Source organism: Methanococcoides burtonii DSM 6242 (assembly GCF_000013725.1).
GTDB lineage: Archaea > Halobacteriota > Methanosarcinia > Methanosarcinales > Methanosarcinaceae > Methanococcoides > Methanococcoides burtonii.
Window position 1 is genome coordinate 845,154 of sequence record NC_007955.1, and the last position, 18,683, is coordinate 863,836.

An 18,683-nucleotide genomic window follows, 5' to 3' on the forward strand; every position below is an offset into this window, starting at 1 on the left:
ATATTGGTGTTCGTAGGCTTTTCCTTCTCAGACTTACCAATGCGTGTATCATTTAACTTTGGCAAGGATTTCCTTTATCACATGATCCTGTGATATTCCACGCCTTTCAGATTCGAAAGTGAGGATGATCCTGTGCCTTAATACCGGATATGCCATTGCGTCAACATCTTCAACACTTACAAAGTTCCTGCCTCTTACCAATGCGCGAGCCTTTGCTGCCAGAATAAGGCCGATGGATGCTCTGGGGGAAGCTCCGAACTCAATGTATTCCTTCCATGTGCGGGTTGCCATAATTATCTTGATAGCCCTTTCTTTAATATCATCCGCAATTGGCATGTCCCTTGTAAGACGCTGGAGCTGTAATACCATATTCTTGTCAAGCACTTTACCTACATGCGGTTCGTCAGACTTGGTGTAGCGTCTGACAATCTCTTTTTCTTCTTCAAATGAGGGATAGTCCAGAACGATCTTCAAAAGGAACCTGTCAAGCTGCGCTTCCGGCAATGGGAAAGTTCCTTCCATTTCTATAGGATTCTGGGTTGCAAGCAGGAAGAAAGGTTTGTCAAGGATAAATGTATCGTTACCTACCGTGACCTGTTTCTCCTGCATGGCTTCAAGCAATGCAGATTGTGTCTTTGGGGACGCACGATTGATCTCATCGGCAAGGACGATGTTGGCAAAGACGGGTCCTGGCTCGAATTTAAACTCTTTTTTCCCTCCCGTCTCTTCAATAAAGTGTGTGCCTGTGATATCTGCCGGCATAAGGTCAGGAGTACACTGAACCCTGCTGAATGAAAGGTCCAGTGTCTTGGAAATAGTAGATACCGTAAGTGTTTTCCCAAGACCCGGGTTACTTTCCATCAGTGCATGTCCGTTAGAAAGGATGGCAATGATTATCTGTTCTACCGTATCTTTCTGTCCTACTATAACCTTAGAGATCTCATTGAAAAGTGCTGTAAATGCATCACTAGCACCTCTGTAAGTTTGTTCAAGGTCTCCTGATCTTGCATCATTGGAATTCATGTGGTGTTCTCCTTATATTGCAATTGGTGAAATTGGTTGGTGGTATAAATTGATCTGTTAATGTAATTTATCGATGAACATCGATGTTAATTTAATGATTATGATATATTAATAAATTCATTGATATATTTATTGTAACAATGTAGTGATCAGGGGTCAGTTATTAGCCATCTGCTCAAAGTATTCTTTTATGATACTCTCATACCCTTCCGGCAGTTGCTCATAGTAAGCAGGTGATGACATAATTTTCCTCTCATATTCCGATGAGCTCTCAAAATCAGGCGGGAGGGATTCCTCATCTCCACTTTCAGTAAACCCTGTTCCTGCTCCCGGTGGCAATGAGAGGTCGACCTCTTCCCCTTCGACCACGATTATAGCCGTTTCTCCGACAAGGTCCTCACTGTTACCTCCTGAATCTCCTTCTTCTCCTTCAAGTGGAAACTGTTCATCAGGAGATGTTTCATTTTCTCCTGATGATATCCCTGGTATCTCACCTATCAGGTCATTGATGTCCTCGGGTGTGACATCTGTCCGGTAATCCAGTACGTTTATGGTGGTGAACATAATGAAAACTGCTAGCAGAAGAAACATGCTATTCTTGAGTCTTTTCTTTTCAATAAGCTTTGAATTATCGATCTTCGAGGCCACATCCAGTACATTTCCCATCAGGTCGTCTGATATTACATTGTGCACATCTCTGTTATCAAAGGCAGTCCTGAGCCTTTCCTGAAGTGCTGGGAAACGTTCCTCTATGAATGGTATCAACAGAACTTTCCTGTCCCTGTAATGGAAAGCAAAGGTAAGGATGATGGCAAACAATATAGAAATAGCCGCAAGCAAAAGTCCTCCAGCCGAGATCATCCCTGAAGGACCGTAGGTAGAATCGGCATAAAGTTCCAATGCTCTGAATGTAAGGATAAATAAGTCTATATTAAGTAGCTTTAGAATTGTGAATAGGGTCAGTGTAATTATGGTCAGATCTATGATCTTGTAGATCCGCTGGTATTTATTGACCGTCGTTTCCTGTTTTTCTACAAAATTATCAATATCCATGATCACTATCCCCTCTAAAGCAAACTTGAATGAACATTCATCCCTTATATGAACACTTTTTAGTTATCCAGCTTGTATCCATTGTAGGAACCAAGGACTTTTAGCATAGATACTTTTAAATTTATATAATATAAAGCATCTTTTATATCTGCATCGCCTGTACTTCCTTCTATGTCAATATAGAACATATAATCTCCCAAAGAGCGCTTCGATGGTCTTGATTCTATACGTGTCAGATTAATGTCTCTCTTTGCGAATTCACCTATGATCTCATACAGTGAACCAGGTTTGTCCTCATCAATATCAGCAATGATAGATGTCTTGCACGTATCATTTTCAGGTACGCATGCTTCATCTTCCTTCCACTTGCCCTGTTTTATGATGATAAAGCGTGTATGGTTTTTCTCCCAGTCCTGAATATTCGGAACAAGTATCTTCAATCCATATTCTCTGGCAGATTCCTTTGATGCGATTGCTGCCATCTCGCAGAACTCATTAGCAAGCTTAGCAGCATGGGACGTACTTCCAGTGGTACGAATTTCTGCATTCTTGAAATGTTCCCTTATGAACTTGCTGCATTGGCCCAGTGCCTGAGGATGTGACATTATTATCTTGATATCCTTTATCTCTCCTTTTGAGAGGAGGCAATGCCCAATGGGTACAACGATCTCCCCAATTATAGTTATCTCACTCTCAAGCAATAGGTCAAGTGTGATCCCAACGGACCCCTCTATTGAATTCTCTATTGGGACTATTCCAATGTCCGAATCTCCATTGATGACGGATGTAAAAGTATCGTTTATGTCATCATAATAGACGAGGGATGTCCCCTCAGACTTTGATTCTTTGCTTATCCAGCCTTTTGCTGCTTTTTCCGAGTAGGATCCGGCAGGCCCGAGTACGCCAACGATCATCGGTAAAGATGGGTTTGCCTGCTAAAAATAGTTTGTGATGGCAAACTTTAGCTTTTAATGACCCTGAATATCATCACAAGCCCTGCCATATTTATAATTATAATAAAGATCGATCCAATGGTCCTTCTTGTTCCTTTTGGTATCATGTTCTCTTTTTCGCCAGTCTCTTTATCTTCGTTGAATCGGATAATTTTATCAGAATCTGCAAAAACAGTCCTTTCATATACCTGTTCATCATTTCCAGAAAGTTCAGCGGTGATGCTGTATTCCTTATCTGGTTCGAGTCCGTAGAAGATGTATTCGCTATCATCTTCAGCTTTTAGAACGATCTCCTTTGAAGAGATACTGACACTGCCGTTTTCCGGAAGCAATATCTTGAAATTCACATATCTTTTACTGGCAAATGAATCACCTGCTGAAAATCGTAGTTCGTTTGGCAGGTCAAGGATACTTAGGATAGTAGGTGCAATATCTTCCTGACCGATCTGTTCTCGAATGAACTTTCTTTCTATATTGGATGATGTTGCAATGAAGGGTATCTGAAGCACTTCCGGAGAAGTTGCATATTTTCCGGATTTACTGCCACCACGTCCATCCGTTGACTGGAAGGCCATCCCGTGATCGGAAGTCAATATGAATGCAAGGTCGTTATCTTCCGTTCTTTCAATAAGGGGCTGGACCATAATGTCGAGTGCTTCAATACATTCAACATAGCCCTCATTTCGGCGATAGATTCCAGCAGCATCAATAGCACCGATATTTGTCGTCAGTATGTATTTTTGGTCAGGATATTGCTCCATCATCTCAATTACCTTAAGAGATGTTTCGATCCCCCAGAGGTTGTAAGCATTATAGCGCTCGATCTCCCCTTCCTTATACTGCTGAATGTAAGTTGGGGCCAGAATGGCATATTCTTTGAATATCTGTTCAACATCGAGGATCATATCGTTGTCAGGCTGGTCGGGAAAGTTATTGAGCACAACCTTCATTTGTGGATCATTTATCGATGTGGTGCTATCATGTATAGTAATATCTTGTTTATCAATAAGTTCGGCAGTGTCACCCTTTTCCAATATTGCAAACATGATATATCCATTATCACGGGCAATATCATAGATTGTGGCATCATTGTATGCTATCATCGCAGTGGTGGCTCCGGGATTTCCTGTAACGATCACCGAATGTCCGTTTTCGCCTTTTGTGGATGGGATCAGAACACTAAATGCTTGAAGTCCATCTTTTGCAAATGCTGAAATATTCTTTACATCTGGTTTTTCCAAAGGATTGCCATCAAGTGCATAAGGGATCTTTTCCGGATTTATATAGTTTGCACCGAGGCCATCTGTGATCAGTATGACTGCACCATGATCGGTTTCTATGTTTTGGATATCTATTGTTGTGAGTGCCACAACAGGAGTTGAAAGTTGCACTATTATAAGACAAAATAGAACTAAGATCGCTCTTCTTTTTAAATTATGGTTTAATGTAGATACGTTCTTCACGACCAATGCAATATTTTTTTAGACTAATATAATTAATTATATTTCATTTCTTTGAGAATTTTTTAAAATAGATCTTGTTTTTTGTTTTTTTCCTCTAATAATGTCAGGTATTTCATAATTTTATATATGTACTTTTCGACTATCAAATATCTATTTTTTAAATAATTAATTCTGATTATTATAAATTATGCTTATTGGTATCGTTTATTATTTTTATCTATTTAATTATAGATTTTTAGTAGTAGCTTTGTTTTTATATTAGTTTTATTTTTCAAATTTTTAAGTATTATATATAAGTATATTGGTATTAAATTATATGTTAATTTTTTAGAAAATCTTTTATTTAGTAAAAAAGCTATCAATCGATATTATAGTTTCAATAAATAATGCTGATTAAAATACGTGCCATATAGTAACCTATTTATACTAAATATTAAACATACAAATGTTTATATATGATTATTCCAGTTTGAAATTTGGGTATAACTACCTAATATCAGTTGTTCCATCCCTGGATTGATTGGATGGTGTGAACGACGATCAAAAAACATCAGCATCCGGATGCACCGGGTCTTTAATTATGAAGGAGTGATCGAAATGACCGATTTAAACCCAAAAGAAAGATTATTGAACGCGTTAAACCGCGAACCAGTTGATAAAGTCCCGGTAGTTTCTGTAACACAGACCGCTATAGTTGATCTTATGGATCAGACCGGTGCAGAGTGGCCTGAAGCTCATTCAGATGCAGAGAAGATGGCAACACTCGCCGTAGCATCACACGAGATCGCAGGTCTTGAAGCTGTAAGGTATCCATATTGTCTGACAGTTCTTGCAGAAGCTATGGGTTGTGAAGTTAATATGGGAACAAAGAACAGACAACCATCTGTAACTGATCACCCATATAAAGACGTTGACAATCTCGTAATGCCCGATGACCTTCTTAGCAATGGCAGAATACCTGCTGTGCTTGAAGCAACAAAGATAATCATCGATAAAGTTGGAGATAAAATTCCTCTGGTAGCTGGCATGGAAGGGCCTGTAACCCTTGCATCCGATCTTGTAAGTGTAAAGAAGTTCATGAAATGGTCTATCAAGAAACCAGATGACTTAGAGACTATCCTTGACTTTGCCACAGATGCATGCATAGTGTATGCAAATGCACTGGCAGATGCTGGTGCAGATGTAATATGTGTGCCTGATCCTGTAGCATCCCCTGACCTTCTGAACCCTGAAACATTTGACAAGATGCTTAAGCCAAGACTTGCAAGGTTTGCAGAAGGGGTCAAATGTCCGATGGTGCTTCATATTTGTGGAAATGTGACTCCTATTCTCGATATGATGGCAGACTGCAAATTCGAGGGACTTAGCATTGAGGAAAAAGTAGCAGACCTTAAGGGAGCTATCAAAACTGTCGGAGACAGGGCTGTGATCGTTGGTAATGTGTCCAGTCCGTTCACGTTACTTTCTGGTGATGTTGAAAAGGTCAAAGCAGAATCAAAGGATGCTCTTGAAGGTGGCGTTGCAGTTCTTTCTCCTGGATGTGGTATTGCACCAAATACTCCTGTGGAGAATGTTAAAGCCCTTGTCGAAGCAAGGGACGAATACATTGCATAATATCTGTAGAAACGAAATATATATATACAAAAATCTTAACATCCAATCGGAAAGGTCTTGTTGTGCAGGACCTTTCATTTATTTCTTTTTGATCATCTGTCAATAATTGTCTATCACATTGATCGATTAGGCAGGAAGGTAATACTATGCGAACAGGAATTGCAATAGATCTTGGTACAAGTGGTTTCAGGGCACAAAAAATAGACCTTGGATCAGGTGAGATACAGAGAACAGTCATCACAATGAGAAATCCTCTGCCCGGTGCGAACGTTATGGATCATCTGGATTTTGCCATGACATATGGTCAGGACAAAGCTCATGACCTTGTGATCAATGCTTTCATTCACATCCTTAATGAACTTGAACCGGAAGGAGGACTTGTTGAGAGGATCGCTGTATGTGGAAATCCTATACAATTATCATTGTTCCAGGGGATTCCGATCGATGACCTTGCCTATGCAGGAGAGCGAAAAAAGAAGTTGATGAATATTGAGGAGCAAAAAAGGAATGCTTGTATAATTGACAGCACTCAGGTAAAAGGCCTTGAATTCCTTAATTGTAAAGTAGTTATTCCACCTGCTATCAAACACGAGGTCGGTGCAGATGCTCTTGCGTTGATAGTAAAGTCCGGAATGCTTGAATCTGATAAGATAGCCATTGCAACTGATTATGGTACCAATGCGGAAATGGCGTTAAAGGTCGGTAATGTCATCTTCACAGGTTCTGCAGCAGCCGGTCCTGCACTTGAAGGTCAGGAGATCGGGGACGGAAGTATTGCACGCCCATTTGTGATCTCAGATGTTGAATTTAACAATGGGGATGTATTGAATTACGTTCTTGATAAGGAAATGAACACTGTCAGTGGTTCCCTTGTCAACTATAAAAACGGTGATGTTCTCAAAAATGGTGATGTGCATGCTATCGGCATCACAGGTACCGGTGTTATTGCACTTATCGATGAGGCCATAAAAAATGGAACCATCCAATTACCAAATATAAATACGCCTGATAAAAAACTTTACCTTCAGGATGGTCTACATTTCACAGAAAAAGATCTTGCTGAAGCGGGAAGGGCTATCGGTGCCATACGTGCCGGTCATGTGACATTATGCAATGCTGCTAATGTCGCAATGGAAGATGTGGAGGTCGCATACATGGCCGGTGCTGCCGGTACCTATATGGATGCGATAAAAGCTCATCGTATTGGCATGATACCTTACAATGTCTCAAAGATCTGTCAGATAGGGAACACTTCTCTTATCGTTGCAAGGGAGATACTACTTTCAGAAGAACGATTATGGGACCTTCAGGAGATCGCAGTGGAGATAGTTGGCACACATGTAATGTTTGCAATGGATGAAGCATTCAAGGATTCTTATATTCTTGAACTTTCCTATTGGAACGAGGGTATGCCTTTCAAGACACTTAAAAAATATCTTAAGAAAAAAGGTCTTCCTACAATCGATGAAGTAACTAAGGTGCCGGAAATCGAAAAGCGCGTCGAGAAGGATATTCCTGATCTTGGGGGCGAAGGGCTTCATGTGGTTGACCAGATAGGTACATTTCTGGAAATCGATATGGAAGGCTGTATCGACTGTAAGAAATGTGTTGATGTGTGTCCAAATGATGCATTGGAACAGGAGGATCGGTCAGTGAGAATAAGAACTGATCTTTGTGATGGTGCACACTGCCAGAAATGTATTCATTCATGCCCGGAAAATGTCCTCGACTGGCATTTTCTCAAGGTAGTATAATAACTTTCATGAGGTGAACATTTAATTATTTGCTCACACCTGTTGTACTGACGTACTGGATATAGATCTGAAAAGTAAACAGATTGGATCGAAGGAAGCTACTATAGATCTTAGATGTGAGCAATTTTATTTATTCATTGATTTAAGATAATTCTTTCGTTCAGAAAGGTCCTCAAAATATGGAGATTCTATCTTTGTGGAAGATAAGGTATAAATCATGAGTTGTCCACTTATAAGAGGGTTCAAAACAAATATATAATTGAAACAAACAAATTCCATTATTAAAAACAAAAGATCGTTTAAGCAAAAAAACGCAAAATCGGGAGATGTATAAGATATACAATTCCATGGAAAAGACCGGTGATATATCTGTCAAAAAGACTTCATCTAAAGTTGTATCTGATGAAATATCAGAATCTGATAGCTGTAGTTCTTTCTCTTTTTCCGATGATCCTGGAAACTATTTCGAGGCTATAGTAGCATCTTTAAAAGAAGCTCTCATGATACTTGATCCGGATCTGAACCTGATATATGCGAACGATTCATTCTACAAAATGTTCAATGTCAAACCTGATGATGTTTTGGGAAATGATGCTGATATATTTGTTGATTTTAAGAAAAATTCACCTGAACTATTCGACAGACTTAGCAGAGTTTGTAAAGAAGGTTTCTTACTTGAGGACTTTGGACTAACCTATCCTTTTATCAATGCCGGTACAAGGTCTGTGCTGATCAACGGGAGGCCGATCAGATACGATGGCGGCTGTGTTGCTCTTGTTACCTTTGAATATATTGACGAATTGAAAGCCCTGGATGAGGGAACTATCCGATATGAAGGTCAATATTCAACGTTGATCGAAAAAGGCAATGAAGGGATAATTGTTGTCCTTGACAATGAAATACGGTATACGAATAAGAAATTCTGCGAACTGACAGGATCTTCAAAAGACGATATCATTGGTTCTCCTTTCCTTGATCATATTTCGCTTGAATATCGCAGAATGGTTTCCAAAAAATACAATAAATGTCTTTCAAGCAAGAAGAATGACTCCAATATTTATGAAGCAAATATTGTTTCGCTTATTGAAGGTGAAATTCCTGTGGAGATGACTAATTCCTACATTGAATACGAAGGACAGTCTGCGGTAATGCTGAACTTAAATGACATTAGGGAAAAAAGAAAAGCAGAGAAAGCTCTTGTTGATACTGAGAAGAACTTCAGGATAATCTTTGAAAAATCTCCCATAGGTATAGTTCGTTTTGATCGGAAAGGAATTATAACGAATTCAAATGAAGTATTCAATGAGATATTCGATCACTTACGTGATGTGATCACAGGCTATAATGTCCTCGATCTTTTTAGTGACACAGATTTTCGTAGCGATATAAGTGATGTGGTCTCGGGAAAGATAAGGAACTATGAGGGTGATGTTCACCTAATTGTAAATGACAATAATTCTATCCTGCATGTCACTTTCAGTTCTTTGATCGTAGATGGATCATTGCAGGGTGGGATGGGGATATTTGAAGACATCACCCTGAGGAAAATGGGTGAACGTTCTCTCCAGCTGAACGAGTCTCATCTTGAGACGCTTCTTGAACTCAACCAGATGTCCGATGAATCCATTGAAGATATATTAAATTTCACTTTGGAGGCTGCTGCAAGACTCACTCTGAGCAATATCGGCTATCTTGTCAGTGTCCGTGAAGACAATTCTTTTGACATGATCTTCCTCCTTTTAAAAGATGAAATTGGTCAATACAAACTGAGCAAGGACCTGGGCGAGTATCCGCTTGACATTTCCAGCAGGGCCATCAAAGTGAACTCAAGTGGGAAATATTTGCTTTCAAATTACCCAAATGACCTTTTTGAAATAGAAAATAATTATGATGTGAACGGTACTATCAAACGTCATTTTGATATTCCCATCTCCAATGAAGAAGGTGAACGATTCGTTCTGGGAGTTGGCAACAAAGATTCTCCTTATGATGATCTTGATACTCGTAACCTTACACTATTGATCCAGGAAATGAAAAAACTGATCGAGCATAGGGAAGCTGATGAAGCTTTGCGTGTGTCGGAAGAAAAATACTCCAATCTCGTTAAGAATGGGAATGACGGCATTATCATAATTCGTGATGATGTGTTGGAATTTGTAAATTCAATGTTCTGTGAGATCATTGGTTTCAGTCCCCAAAAGGTACATAACTCCAGTTTCTCTTCTTATCTGTCACCTGAATATCGGCGAATGGTGACTAAGCAGTTCTCGAAGATACTGGAAAAACAGAAAAGCAGTTCTAATAAATTCGAGGTGGATCTGCTTGACCGTAAGGGTGAAACTGTTCCTGTTGAGATCAGTCCGTCACGCATATATGATCAGGGTAAGCCTGCTGTAATGGCTATTATACGTGACATAACTGAGCAGAAAAAGAAAGAACAGGAACTGCTTGATTCACTGGAAGTACAAAAGGTATTGCAAACGGTTATCAAGAGCAGTCCTGCAATTGTATTTTTCTGGAATGCTCAGTCGGGATGGCCAGTTGAATTTGTTTCTGAGAACATCGATACATTTGGATATTCTCCGTCGGATTTTCTTTCTGGAAAACTACAATACGGTGACATTATTCACCCTTCTGATGCGGAAAGAGTGCACAGCTATTTTGCCCGGAAATTTGCAGAAAATGCTTCCGAATATCGTCTCGAATACAGAATAATCACCAGGTCTGATGATGTTCGATGGGTTGTCGAAAGATCCACTCCGCAGTATGATGAGGAGGGTGATCTTGTCCATATACAGGGTATCATCATGGATATCACTGAGCGTAAAAAGATCAATCAATTCTTGAATATTGAGTCCGAGGTAGGTAATTTCTTCACTCCTTCAGGGGACCTTCAGGAAACCTTTGACCAGCTTCTGGAATTTGCTTTACATATAGATAGTATCGATTCTGGCAGTCTCTATCTGATAGACAAGAACAATGGTGGATTGAACCTTATATCCCATAAAGGGCTTTCGCAAGATTTTGTAAAAAATAATTCTCACTACGCAGCAGATTCCATGCAGAGTCGATTTTTCATGATGGGTTATCCGCTCTACAAAATGTATTCCGATATCTATCCTGTGACAAAGCGTGATAACAGGGTAGATGAAGGACTGCTGGCAACAGCTGTGATCCCGGTGAAATATCAAGAGGAAGAAGTGGCTGTTCTTTTCCTTGCATCGCGTACTGAATATGAAATGCTATACAATATTCGTACATCAGTAGAAACAGTTGCTGAACAGATGGGATCCATCATCGGTCGCATTGAATCAGAAGTCGATATGCAAAAGAACCAGAACGACCTTAAATCACTCGTTGATGGTATTGATGATCTGATCCTTGTTCTGGATAGTGAGGGTTGTGTACTCTACAGCAATGAGGCAGTCTCGAAAAAACTAGCTCACTCAAAAGAAGAGATAACTGGCATGAATTTCATAAAAATGCATCCTCATAATAAGGTACTTGAAGCAGCAAAGCTCTTTGGGGATGCACTTGCAGGTAATAAGGTCGAGTTCAGGTTACCTTTGGTTACCGGTACTGGCATGCTTATGTCTGTGGAAACAAGATTGCAAAAGGGTAAATGGAATCGTCAGGATGCGATCATTGCTATCTGTCGGGAGGTTGGCATAAATTGAAGGGACCTGTATGTTGTGTCTGCCTGGCAAATAATGTTTTTATTACATGTTTGCATTTGTCTTATCACATCGGAATAGTTGTAGGCATTTATATTAATTATTTTAATGGAGGGCTAAATTGTGATCGATATTAATCCTCAACGTATACTAACACGATATAATGTAAAAGTGGAAAAGGAAATGACCCCTGAGGAGGTGGCTGAGAAATTATTCCCTGTGGAAGAGAATATAAGGGAGGTCGCGAAAGCCGTCTTTGAAGGAGATGAAGATGAGGTTGTGGAAAGTATCCAGAATGCGATCAATAATGGACTTGATCCACTGAACCTTATTAACAATGCACTGTTGGTGGGTATGGAAATAGTTTCCACTCTTTATGATGACGGTGTTCTCTACCTTCCGGATGTCATTATTTCGGCGCAGGCAATGATCGAAGGTATTGAATATTGCAAAGAACGATCCGATCAGGAGCATGAATACAAGGGTAAGATCGTTTCCTATGTCGTGGAAGGGGATATCCACGATATTGGTAAGAAGATCGTGACCGTTCTTCTCAGGGCGAAGGGGTATGAAGTTGTAGACCTTGGAAAGGATGTCTGTGTGGAAGAGGTCATTGCGGCTGTCAAAAGGGAAAAACCCATTATGCTTACGGGAACGTCGTTAATGACGACAACGATGGTTGGTTTCCAGGATGTGAATTCCCGGTTGCTTGAAAGTGACATCAATGTACCTATTGTGTGTGGAGGCGGTGCGGTGACACAGGATTTTGTGTCCCAGTATGAACTTGGCCTTTATTGTGAAGAAGCTTCTGACGTACCGAAGATCGCAGATGCTATCATCAACGGCTTGAATATTGGCCAGCTCAGGAAGGAGTTCCATAAACACTGAGGAGGAATGGGTTTGAGTTTAAAACGTTATAATAAAATGGCTTATGATGACTTCGAAGATATGGTCTTTGGACATTCTATCTATCCAATTAAGACCGGTTTTGATCTGGAGATCGGAGCGGGATATACTTCGGCGGAAGTTAATTATGCACCCAGGCCAGCAGCTGGTGAGTCTAAAGAGAAACTTATTGCAGAATACCAGAAGATCACAACTGATGTCCTGCAACGAATGGTACAGGTCGGTTTCCCTTCTGTGGTTCTCGAAACGGAACATGTGCAACAAATGACCGTCAATCCGTCATGGGGTGCTGAGATAGCACATGAACAGAAGACCATCATGGAAGAGTTTTATGATGAATATGGCATCAAATGTGCATTGCGCCATACGCCTGCTGATATTCGGGGCGGAAAAGAAGCCCTAGATCTTAGGGGCGACTCTTATGGTATATTACTGGAATCGTTTGAAGAGGTTGCTTCCAATGGAGCCGATATGCTTTCCATTGAATCACTTGGTGGTAAGAGCGTCTTTGATTCATCAATAATAAGGAACGATCTCTCAGGTGTTCTTTTTTCAATAGGTATCCTCGGCACTCTTGATGTAGAGTTCATATGGGAAGATATTAGCAAGATAGCAAAGAAACATGATGTTGTGGCTGCCGGGGATACTGATTGTTCTCAGGCCAATACTGCAATGTTCATTGCAGGTGGTCTGCTTGACAGAAAGCTTGCCCATACCCTTGCTGTTGTGGCAAGGGCGGTTTCAGCACCGCGTTCACTTGCTGCATATGAAGCAGGAGCTGTTGGTCCTGGTAAAGATTGTGGGTATGAGAACACTATAATCAAGGCCATTGCTGGTGTCCCTATCTCGCAGGAAGGAAAGGGCTCAACTTGTGCTCACTCTGATGTCATGGGTAACCTAGCTATGCAATGCTGCGATCTCTGGTCTAATGAATCTGTGGAGTACCGTGGTGAGTTCGGCGGTACAAGTGTTCAATGTTGGGGGGAGACCCTATCTTATGATTGTTCCATGATGAATACAGCAATAGAGGCTGGCTATGCGAAGGTCTTCAGGGATGTTTTCATGGTCTCCGACAGATATAGGGACCCTCAGGCATTCATACTTGCATTCGATAATGCTTATAGGATAGGTGAAGCGATCGTAAAGGATGGTAATGATATCTATCTACGTGCTAAGAATGCTGCGATAGAGGCATGTAATATCGTTGATGAAGGTTCTCGCGGACAGCTTGAACTTTCACGCTTTGAGAAAGCTTCTCTTGCAAAGGCGATCAAGTCCCTTCATTCACTTACTGATGAAAAGGATGTGTTCATTGAAGAGAATCTGAACAAACTTTCAACGATGGAGAGCTTCAGATCTGAAAATTACGGTTACTGAAGTTTTTATTTTTATCTTTCATCTCTCCATCTTACGCCCCATTTTCTTTTTTTCTTTTCGTTACGATTATCGTGCAATGAAATCTTCAGTCATCTATTTCCATTTTCTGGATTGGATCTTTGATGCCTCGATATGTAGTATTTAAATGTTTTGTATTATTCGAAAATATCGAAATTAATATGTATATATACTTATTATTTAATAATTTGTGTATATACAGATTATTGTTTTATTTTGTTGATATAATAAAATGATCTTGAATTGTCATTTTCAATTAATCCCTTTATTGATGTCGTTTTCTTTTTATTTAACCAAAATAGTGCAATGGTATTTCATATTTATAAGATTCTACTCTCAAATGTATATATTTCTATAAAATCAATTGATATGTTTAAAAATAAGTATCAACAGCCTTTATATTATATTGTCAGTATCGATCAAAGATTTCTCGTTCACATTTATTTTATATACTAGTTATTTTTAAAGCGAATTTAACTATATTATATAAACATATTTACTAAATTTGTTTTGTTTGTTTTCGATATTGTTAATTTTATCATACAATTTCGATATCAATAAACCTTATTTATACTCAATCTTATCTTTGTATCTTTTTTTAATCAAATAGTAATGCTTATATATAAAATCATTTGAAAACAAATGTTTATATACTGGTATGAGAGACGTTTGAATAGGTTTTCAGAACGAAATCCTATGATTGGATCAAGGGTGGTATTCTTCCCAAGAAGAATGACACTTCAATTATTATTAAAAAAAACAAAGGAAGGAAGCAAAACATGACCAGGTTGGATATAGACCCCAGTGAAATTCTGGTAAGATACAATGTGAAATTGGAAAAGGCAATGACGCCTGAAGATGCTGCAGCTGAACTTTATCCTAAGGATGCACTGTTCAGGGAAATTGCAGTAGCAATCTTTGACGGCGAAGAAGATGACGTTATCGAAGGCCTTGAAAAAGCCATCAAAGCAGGAAAGAATCCAATTGCTCTGATCGACGATGCTCTAATGGTTGGTATGAAAGTAGTTACTGATCTGTATGATCAGGGAACGATCTTCCTGCCAAACGTAATGATGTCCGCAGATGCAATGCTCGACGGTATCGAGTTCTGCAAGTCACAGTCCGATGAAACTCCTGTTTCTAAAGGCAAGGTAGTCTGCCATGTTGCAGAAGGAGATGTTCACGATATCGGTAAATCTATCGTCGCTGCACTTCTCAGAGCAAACGGATATGAGGTAGTTGACCTTGGCCGTGATGTTCCTGTAGATGAGGTCATTGACGCTGTCAAGGCAGAGAAACCTATACTGCTTACAGGTACTGCACTGATGACCACAACAATGTATGCTTTCAAGGCTGTCAACGACAGGCTGCTTGAAGCAGGTCTTAATGTTCCATTCGCCTGTGGTGGTGGAGCTGTGAACCAGGACTTCGTATCTACCTATGAATTGGGTATTTATGGAGAAGAAGCTGCTGACGCACCTAAGATCGCTGACAAGATCCTTGCAGGATCTAGCATTAGCGCACTGAAAGAAGAATTCCACAAACACTGAAGAGGTGAGATAAATGGCAATCAACCGATATACAAAAATGGCGTATGACAGTGCAGATGACATGATCTTTGGTAAATGTAAGCACCCTGTAAAAGCAGGACTTGGACTCGAGATAGGTGCCGGATACACTATACCTGAAGTTAACTATGCACCAAGGCCTGAAGCCGGTGCATCAAAAGAGAAGCTCGTCAAAGAATACCAGAAGATAACCACAGATATCATGAACCGTATGGTCCAGGTAGGTTTCCCTGCTGTTGTCCTTGAGACAGAACACGTCGAGCAGATGACCAACAACCCAACATGGGGAGGAGAGGTCGCACACGCACAGAAGACCATCATGGAAGAGTTCCACGATGAATACGGCATCAAATGCGCATTAAGACACACCCCAGGTGATATCCGTGAAAATCGTGATTTCCTTGATCTTAGAGGTGACAAGTTCAATGTCATGATGGAATCATTCGAAGAAATTGCATCAAATGGAGCTGACATGCTTTCAGTTGAATCAATGGGCGGTAAGGAAGTATTCGATTATGCTATCCTGAGGAACGATGTTCCTGGTATGCTCTATGCTATTGGCTGCCTTGGAACCATAGATATGGATTTCATCTGGCAGGAGATCAGCTCTGTTGCAAAGAAGCACGGAGTAGTTTCCGCAGGTGACACTGACTGTTCCGAAGCAAACACTGCAATGTTCATTGGTGGCGGTCTTCTTGATAAGAACCTTGCACACACACTTGCTATCATCGCAAGGGCTATCTCTGCACCAAGATCACTTGCTGCATACGAAGCTGGTGCAGTTGGCCCAGGTAAGGACTGTGGATATGAGAACACCATCATAAAAGCTATCTCCGGTGTACCTATCGCACAGGAAGGTAAATCCTCCACATGTGCACACTCGGATGTCATGGGTAACCTTGTCATGCAGTGCTGTGACCTCTGGTCAAATGAATCTGTCGAATATCACGCAGAATTCGGTGGTACCTCTGTACAGTGCTGGGGAGAATCCCTTGCTTATGACTGTGCTTTGATGAACACAGCAACTGCAACAGGTCAGGAAAAAACTCTCAGGGACCTCTTTATGCTTTCTGATAAGTACAGGGACCCACAGGGCTATGTTCTTGCATATGACAACGCATACCGCGTGGGTGAAGCTATTGTCAAGGACGGTAATGACATTTACCTCCGTGCAAAGAACGCTGCACTCAAGTCAGTAGAGATCATGGAAGAAGGAATAGCTGGCAAGCTCGAACTCACTAAGTTCGAGAAGGGCGCCCTTGCAGACGCAAAAGCTGCACTTATGGCACTCACAGACGACCAGGATACTTTCATGAGCGATTGCATGACCAAGTACAAGGAAGAAGTTAAGGTCTTCCTCCCAGAGAACTACGGTCTCTAAGCATTTAGCATCGAAGTCTCCAAACGTGGACTGTAGCCCCGTATTGCTCGGGGCTACTCCCATCACCTTGAAAATGTGTATTGCACGATATTTGATATTTGACCTTATAATCACAAACATTTTCTTCTAAAACATAATACGGGAGGTGACATTCAGACATTTAAAACTCCTTTATCTCCTTTATGTTTTTTTGATATTTATTAATGGGTGCATGTTTGCCCCGAATCACATTTAAAAATCATTTGTATGTGTCGAGTTGTAATTTTATTTTATTGTACTTTATAAAATTTATTAATCGAACTGACGGAAGTGATCATATTTGACAAATAATGAAGAGATACCAGAGAACTGTATTTTATGTAATCCTACGGATGGATTACACATGATCGATAAAACAGCAGACCATGCACCACTCGGATTTGCAGGTCTTGGTTTTGCAGCTATAATGCTGGGAATGATGGGTTCAGGTTTTTTCACAGACGCTACAATGGTCGTCTCAATGTCGATCTTCCTTGGAGGATTTGCACAAGTATTCGCGGGCATAGAGGGCTGGAAAAAAGGAGATGTATTCGGTGCAACTGCTTTTTCAGCATTTGGTCTGTTCTGGTTCTCCTTTGCATTCATCTTGATGTCTTCAGGTATTGCAAGCGGAGTCCTTGGGGCAGCCAGTGCAATTTCAGTAGGTTACTACCTCTTCATCTGGGGGCTTGTTTCCCTTGTGCTGCTGTTTGTAACACTCAAGATCGGTGTTAAGGCGATAACCATCGTTTTCATAACTCTTACTCTGACATTTTTCCTTAACGCAGCGGCAAACTTCGGAATGGGCGTTGGTTCACTTGCAGGTTATATGGCCCTGTTACTTGGGATCTCAGCTCTGTACACATCTCTGGCGCTTGTAACAAATTCAGTTTATGGAAAGATGGTAGCTCCACTTTAATGTAAGATCGGGCTAGAATGTCAGGCATGTAATATTCAGATCGTGACCGTCCATATGGTCGGTCAATCCCCTCCTTAAAAACGAAAATAAAAAGATCAGGTGGTAACAATTGAGGACCTCTACCAGAAAGAACGGAACCGGATATCTTGCTCTTTCCGTCTTTATCGAAATAGCTCTGTTAAGGATATTCGCAGGGAGCTATTCTGATATTCTTGCTGTGCAGGTTACGGGATATTTTGCCTTATTTATCGGTATTATTGCCTTAGTTCATCACTTCGTACCGAATATAATCTCACATTAGACTGACCATGTCCATCCATATGGTTACAAAAAATACAGTTCTCTGGCATCGTTATTCATTGCGATCATCTTTATTCTGGCAAGTCTGTATATCCTCTTTGAAGTTCACTCTACCGTTAATGGAAGTAACTCTCTATTGCCGGATACTTCCATCTATATCTTGCTTTTAATGTCTGTTATTCTATCAGTAGCTATTCTGAAATATTGCTCTTTGGATGAATTTGATCAGGCTGGGATATCCCACTCATTTGCACTTAAATTAGATGTTATGTTTTCAGTTTTGATCGCTCTGACCTTGTTTATTCAAGTCAGTCCAACCGTTCTGATGTTAGAAACAGTGTTGCTAGTTCTCGTACTTATGAAATATTGCATATCGATCGTGATCATGTCCTGCAACGTATTATGCGATGCATGCTGGCTTGATGAAAGCAATGTTCAATGTCTTGTAAGGTCCATTGAAGGAATTGAGAATTGCTATAAAGTGCGAACTCACGGTTCACCGGACGATCTGTTTGTAGATATTCACGTAAAAGTGGATTCTGATCTCTATGTTATGGAAGCTCATCGGATAGTTGTAAGTATTGAAAGAGAACTTAAAAGGACATTTACAGGGATATCGGATGTACTAGTACACATCGAACCTCCTGAGAGACGATGAAACA

Annotated in this window: 14 protein-coding genes; 10 read left to right on the forward strand and 4 right to left on the reverse strand. The window is 40.3% G+C overall.

Annotation, left to right across the window (positions count from 1 at the left end; genetic code table 11):
- Positions 1-48: 48 nt before the first annotated feature.
- The 4 genes from MBUR_RS04130 to MBUR_RS04145 form a co-directional block, all read right to left on the reverse strand.
- Positions 49-1,023, reverse strand: a complete 975-nt coding sequence (locus tag MBUR_RS04130; RefSeq protein WP_011498913.1) for an AAA family ATPase — start codon at positions 1,021-1,023, stop codon at positions 49-51.
- A gap of 156 nt (positions 1,024-1,179) precedes the next feature.
- Complete coding sequence (locus MBUR_RS04135; protein WP_011498914.1) at positions 1,180-2,076, reverse strand: DUF7502 family protein; 897 nt, start codon at positions 2,074-2,076, stop codon at positions 1,180-1,182.
- A gap of 59 nt (positions 2,077-2,135) precedes the next feature.
- The gene (gene pheA / locus MBUR_RS04140) at positions 2,136-2,990 is read right to left on the reverse strand and encodes a prephenate dehydratase (RefSeq protein ID WP_011498915.1); all 855 of its coding nucleotides are present in this window, start codon (positions 2,988-2,990) and stop codon (positions 2,136-2,138) included.
- Positions 2,991-3,037: 47 nt separating this feature from the next.
- Positions 3,038-4,420, reverse strand: a complete 1,383-nt coding sequence (locus tag MBUR_RS04145) for a sulfatase-like hydrolase/transferase (protein ID WP_052286200.1) — start codon at positions 4,418-4,420, stop codon at positions 3,038-3,040.
- A 669-nt stretch (positions 4,421-5,089) separates the two neighbouring features.
- On the opposite strand from MBUR_RS04145, the gene mtaA reads away from it, so the two are divergent.
- The 10 genes from mtaA (at position 5,090) to MBUR_RS04195 (ending at position 18,679) form a co-directional block, all read left to right on the forward strand.
- The gene (gene mtaA / locus MBUR_RS04150; protein ID WP_011498917.1) at positions 5,090-6,106 is read left to right on the forward strand and encodes a methylcobamide:CoM methyltransferase MtaA; all 1,017 of its coding nucleotides are present in this window, start codon (positions 5,090-5,092) and stop codon (positions 6,104-6,106) included.
- Positions 6,107-6,252: 146 nt separating this feature from the next.
- Complete coding sequence (locus MBUR_RS04155) at positions 6,253-7,860, forward strand: methylamine methyltransferase corrinoid protein reductive activase (RefSeq protein WP_011498918.1); 1,608 nt, start codon at positions 6,253-6,255, stop codon at positions 7,858-7,860.
- A 326-nt stretch (positions 7,861-8,186) separates the two neighbouring features.
- Positions 8,187-11,537 (forward strand): PAS domain S-box protein, encoded by a 3,351-nt coding sequence (locus MBUR_RS12910; RefSeq protein WP_011498919.1) that lies wholly within the window; start codon positions 8,187-8,189, stop codon positions 11,535-11,537.
- Between the two features lie 120 nt (positions 11,538-11,657).
- Complete coding sequence (gene mtaC / locus MBUR_RS04165) at positions 11,658-12,422, forward strand: methanol--corrinoid protein MtaC (protein WP_011498920.1); 765 nt, start codon at positions 11,658-11,660, stop codon at positions 12,420-12,422.
- A 6-nt stretch (positions 12,423-12,428) separates the two neighbouring features.
- On the forward strand, positions 12,429-13,817 hold the full coding sequence (mtaB, locus tag MBUR_RS04170; RefSeq protein WP_011498921.1) for a methanol--corrinoid protein co-methyltransferase MtaB: 1,389 nt from the start codon (positions 12,429-12,431) through the stop codon (positions 13,815-13,817).
- 797 nt (positions 13,818-14,614) lie between these two features.
- Positions 14,615-15,385, forward strand: coding sequence for a methanol--corrinoid protein MtaC (mtaC, locus tag MBUR_RS04175; protein WP_011498922.1), 771 nt, complete (start codon positions 14,615-14,617; stop codon positions 15,383-15,385).
- Between the two features lie 13 nt (positions 15,386-15,398).
- Positions 15,399-16,784, forward strand: a complete 1,386-nt coding sequence (mtaB, locus tag MBUR_RS04180) for a methanol--corrinoid protein co-methyltransferase MtaB (RefSeq protein ID WP_011498923.1) — start codon at positions 15,399-15,401, stop codon at positions 16,782-16,784.
- Between the two features lie 382 nt (positions 16,785-17,166).
- Entirely contained in the window at positions 17,167-17,721 is a 555-nt protein-coding gene (locus MBUR_RS04185; protein ID WP_048063523.1) for an acetate uptake transporter, read from the forward strand.
- 109 nt (positions 17,722-17,830) lie between these two features.
- Positions 17,831-18,022 carry a hypothetical protein gene (locus MBUR_RS04190; protein ID WP_048063229.1) on the forward strand — a complete coding sequence of 64 codons (192 nt, stop codon included), beginning with the start codon at positions 17,831-17,833 and terminating at the stop codon, positions 18,020-18,022.
- A gap of 324 nt (positions 18,023-18,346) precedes the next feature.
- A complete protein-coding gene (locus tag MBUR_RS04195; RefSeq protein ID WP_198003795.1) occupies positions 18,347-18,679 on the forward strand; it encodes a cation transporter dimerization domain-containing protein in 333 nt (110 codons plus the stop codon).
- The last annotated feature ends 4 nt before the right edge of the window (positions 18,680-18,683 follow it).